Genomic DNA, 4,494 nt, shown 5'->3' on the forward strand with positions numbered 1-4,494 from the left:
AATACAAATTATCTAAATTTTATGAAATTCAAAATTAATATACATTTATTCTGTGATTTTTTGAGATAATACCAAAAATTTATATTTATATCGTAAAAAAGTTTTGATTTCTGTATTTTCGTAGTTACGAAGAATTTATAAACCGTGCGTAAAGATGGACCAGAACGATACCCCACGACAGGGTCTTTATAGACCAGAATTTGAACATGACTCTTGCGGTACAGGATTTATAACCAATATTAATGGGCATAAATCTAACCAGATAATTGATGATGCGCTTACCATGTTGGAAAACATGGAACACCGCGGTGCTTGCGGATGCGATCCCGACTCGGGTGATGGAGCAGGTATTTTAATACAATTGCCCCATGAGTTTTTTATGGAGGAATGCTCTTACCTGGAGATTAGTTTGCCCGAGCCGGGTGAGTATGGCGTAGGTATGATATTTTTACCCAAAGATTCTCCGCTTAAAAAAGCATGCCGTACCGCTATTGATAATGCTATTGAAAAATTAGGATTACATAAACTAGGCTATCGTAAATTAACAGTAAACTCATCTGTAATAGGCGAAACAGCACGCAGTGCTGAGCCGGATGTTGAACAGCTTTTTATATCAAGACCACATCATATAACCAATACTGATGATTTTGAGCGGAAGCTATACGTATTAAGAAGGTATATTAATAAAACAATTACAGAAACTATACCGGGAGCAAGGAATGATTTTTATTTCCCTTCATTATCTTGCCGGACAATAATTTATAAAGGACAGCTAACTACTTACCAGCTGCGCCAATATTATGCTGATCTAACCGATCCGCGTATGGCATCAGGTTTGGCGGTTATTCACTCTCGTTTCTCAACAAATACATTCCCGTCATGGAAACTGGCTCAGCCGTTCCGCATGATCGCGCATAATGGCGAGATCAATACTTTAACTGGTAACTTAAACTGGTTCTATTCGGGCTTAAAATCATACGCGTCATCTTATTTTACTAATGAGGAGATGGAAATGTTATTGCCGGTGGTTGATAATAACCAATCGGATTCTGCTTGTTTAGATAATATTATAGAGATACTGCAACATACCGGACGCTCATTACCCCACGTAATGATGATGCTGATACCTGAAGCATGGGACGGCAACGAGCAAATGGACCCCATTAAAAAAGCATTTTACGAGTTTCATGCTACATTAATGGAGCCATGGGATGGACCTGCAGCTATTAGTTTTACCGATGGTAAACTGGTAGGAGCGGTGCTTGACCGTAACGGATTGCGCCCATTACGCTACACCATTACTAACGATGGCCGTGTAATTGCCGCATCAGAAACCGGCGTGTTGGCTATTGATGAAAAAACTGTTTTACGCAAAGGCCGTTTACAACCCGGTAAGATGTTTTTGATAGATACCGAGCAAGGTGTTATTATTACCGACGAAGAAATTAAACAACAAATTGCCTCTCGTCAGCCTTATGGCCGTTGGTTAGAGAATTATAAAATAAAACTGGAAGACCTGGCCGAGCCGCGTTTGGCTTTCGCTAATTTAAGTGCCGATTCTGTTTTCCGTTACCAACAGGTATTTGGTTACAGCCGCGAGGATATTGATACTATTATTAAGCCAATGGCGCTTGATGGTAAAGAGCCGATAGGTTCAATGGGGACAGATGTACCGTTGGCTATATTGTCTGACAAACCACAGCATTTATCAAGTTACTTTAAGCAATTTTTCGCACAGGTAACTAATCCGCCTATTGATCCGATACGTGAGCGTTTGGTAATGAGCCTGGCTACCTTTATAGGTAACAACGGTAATTTGCTGGATGAAGATAAAATGCATTGCCATTGTGTTACTTTAAAGCACCCGATATTAAAAAATCACCAGTTAGAAAAACTGAGAAGTATTGATACCGGTATGTTCCACGCTAAAACTCTGCAAACTTATTTTAATGCGGATGGCCTACCGGGTTCAATGCAAAAAGGTATTGAAAGGGTATGCCGCTATGCGGAAGACGCGGTTGCTGACGGATTTGAAGTATTGATTTTATCAGACCGTGCTATTGACTCTGAGCATGCGCCTATACCTTCGTTATTAGCGGTATCAGCAGTACATCACCATTTGATAAAAAAAGGATTGCGCGGAGCCGTTGGTATAGTAGTTGAAACCGGCGACGTTTGGGAAGTACATCATTTTGCCTGTTTATTGGCTTTTGGTGCTACTGCTATTAACCCATACCTAGCCCAGGCCACAATAGAAAACTTAAAAGAAAGCGGTGCTTTAGATACCGGCCTTGATGCTAAATACCTTTTAAAGAACTACGTAAAATCAATTAATGATGGCTTATTAAAGATATTCTCTAAAATGGGAATATCAACCTTGCAATCATATCATGGATCACAGGTTTTTGAGATATTGGGCTTAAATAAAGATGTAGTTAACAAATATTTCTGCGGTGCGGTTACCCGTATTGGTGGTTTAGGTTTGGACGAAATCGCCCGCGAATCACTTTGCAAGCACCGCATTGGTTTTGGTGCTAAAAGCGATGGTCGTTTATTGCCTGAAGGTGGTATTTACCAGTGGAAGCGTCGTGGCGAAGAACACTTGTTTAACCCTACAACTGTACACTTATTACAACATGCAACCCGCAGTAATGATTACAATGTATATAAAAACTACGCTAAAGTAATTAACGAGCAAAGCGAGAAGCACTTTACCATACGTGGCTTGCTTGACTTTGCCCATCACCGCGAATCCATCACTATAGATGAGGTTGAACCGGCCGAAAGCATTATGAAACGTTTTGCTACCGGTGCAATGTCTTTCGGCTCTATATCGCACGAGGCACATAGTACCATGGCCATCGCTATGAACCGCATAGGCGGCAAAAGCAATACCGGCGAAGGTGGAGAAGATGAAATGCGTTATGAATTATTGCCTAACGGCGATTCTATGCGTTCGGCTATCAAGCAGGTGGCATCAGGCAGGTTTGGGGTTACATCCAACTATTTGACCAATGCTGATGAGCTGCAAATAAAAATGGCGCAGGGTGCAAAACCGGGCGAAGGTGGTCAGCTACCTGGCCATAAGGTTGATGACTGGATAGCAAAGACCCGTCACTCAACACCGGGTGTTGGTTTAATATCGCCGCCGCCGCACCATGATATTTATTCTATTGAGGATCTGGCTCAATTAATATTCGACCTTAAAAATGCTAACCGTGCTGCACGTATAAACGTTAAGCTGGTATCAAAAGCAGGTGTAGGTACTATTGCCGCGGGTGTTGCCAAGGCCCATGCCGATGTAATTTTAATTGCCGGTTATGATGGCGGTACAGGCGCGTCGCCAATAAGCTCTGTTAAACATGCAGGTTTACCATGGGAACTTGGTTTAGCCGAGGCTCATCAAACATTGGTGCGTAACAAACTGCGTAGCCGTGTTGTGCTGCAAACAGACGGACAGTTAAAAACAGGTCGTGACCTTGCCATTGCGGCCCTAATGGGTGCAGAGGAGTGGGGAGTAGCAACCGCAGCGCTTGTAGCCGGTGGTTGTATAATGATGCGTAAATGTCATTTAAATACTTGCCCGGTTGGTGTTGCTACGCAGGATCCGGAGTTAAGAAAACTATTCTCAGGCAAACCTGAACATATAGTGAACCTGTTCCGCTTTATGACCGAAGAGTTGCGCGAGATCATGGCCGAATTAGGTTTCCGTACCATTAATGAAATGGTTGGCCGTGTTCAATTCCTGAAGGTTAAAGATAATCTGCAAAACTGGAAAGCTAAAAAGGTTGATCTTTCGGGCATATTGCACCCGGTAAATAATCCAAAGGATGTTACCTTGTACAATAGCGAGCAACAAGACCATGGTATGGCCGATATAATCGACTGGAAATTATGGGAAGATGCAAAACCAGCATTAGAAGATAAAACACCTGTTTTTGGTACATATAATGTTAAAAATACCGACCGTACCATAGGAGCCTTGCTATCAAACGAAATATCAAAAATATATGGCTCGGCAGGCTTACCGGATAATACGATCAACTATAAATTCAAAGGCTCTGCGGGACAAAGCTTTGGTGCCTTTGCAACTAAGGGCATATCTTTTGAATTAGAAGGTGAAGCTAATGATTATGTAGGTAAAGGTTTATCAGGTGCACAATTGGCTATATATTCATCGCCTGATGCAACTTATGTGCCCGAGGATAACATTATCATAGGTAATGTTGCCTTATATGGCGCTACCGCGGGTGAAGCATTTATAGGTGGTATGGCTGGCGAACGCTTTGCTGTACGTAACTCTGGCGCTACAACCGTTGTAGAAGGTATTGGCGACCACGGTTGCGAATACATGACCGGTGGCCGTGCCTTAATATTAGGTAAAACAGGTCGTAATTTTGCCGCAGGTATGAGTGGTGGTATTGCCTGGGTATACAACCCGGATAACAGCTTTGCCGAAAACTGCAATACCGAAATGGTTGACCTTGATCCGCT

Annotated in this window: 1 protein-coding gene; it reads left to right on the forward strand. The window is 42.4% G+C overall.

The genetic code is table 11. From position 1 onward, the window contains the following. Positions 1–154: 154 nt before the first annotated feature. Positions 155–4,494 (forward strand): glutamate synthase large subunit (gene gltB, locus JWP71_RS00815; protein WP_299496008.1); only part of this gene is annotated, 4,340 nt, incomplete at its 3' end.

The organism is Mucilaginibacter sp., from assembly GCF_028287845.1.
Classification (GTDB): domain Bacteria; phylum Bacteroidota; class Bacteroidia; order Sphingobacteriales; family Sphingobacteriaceae; genus Mucilaginibacter.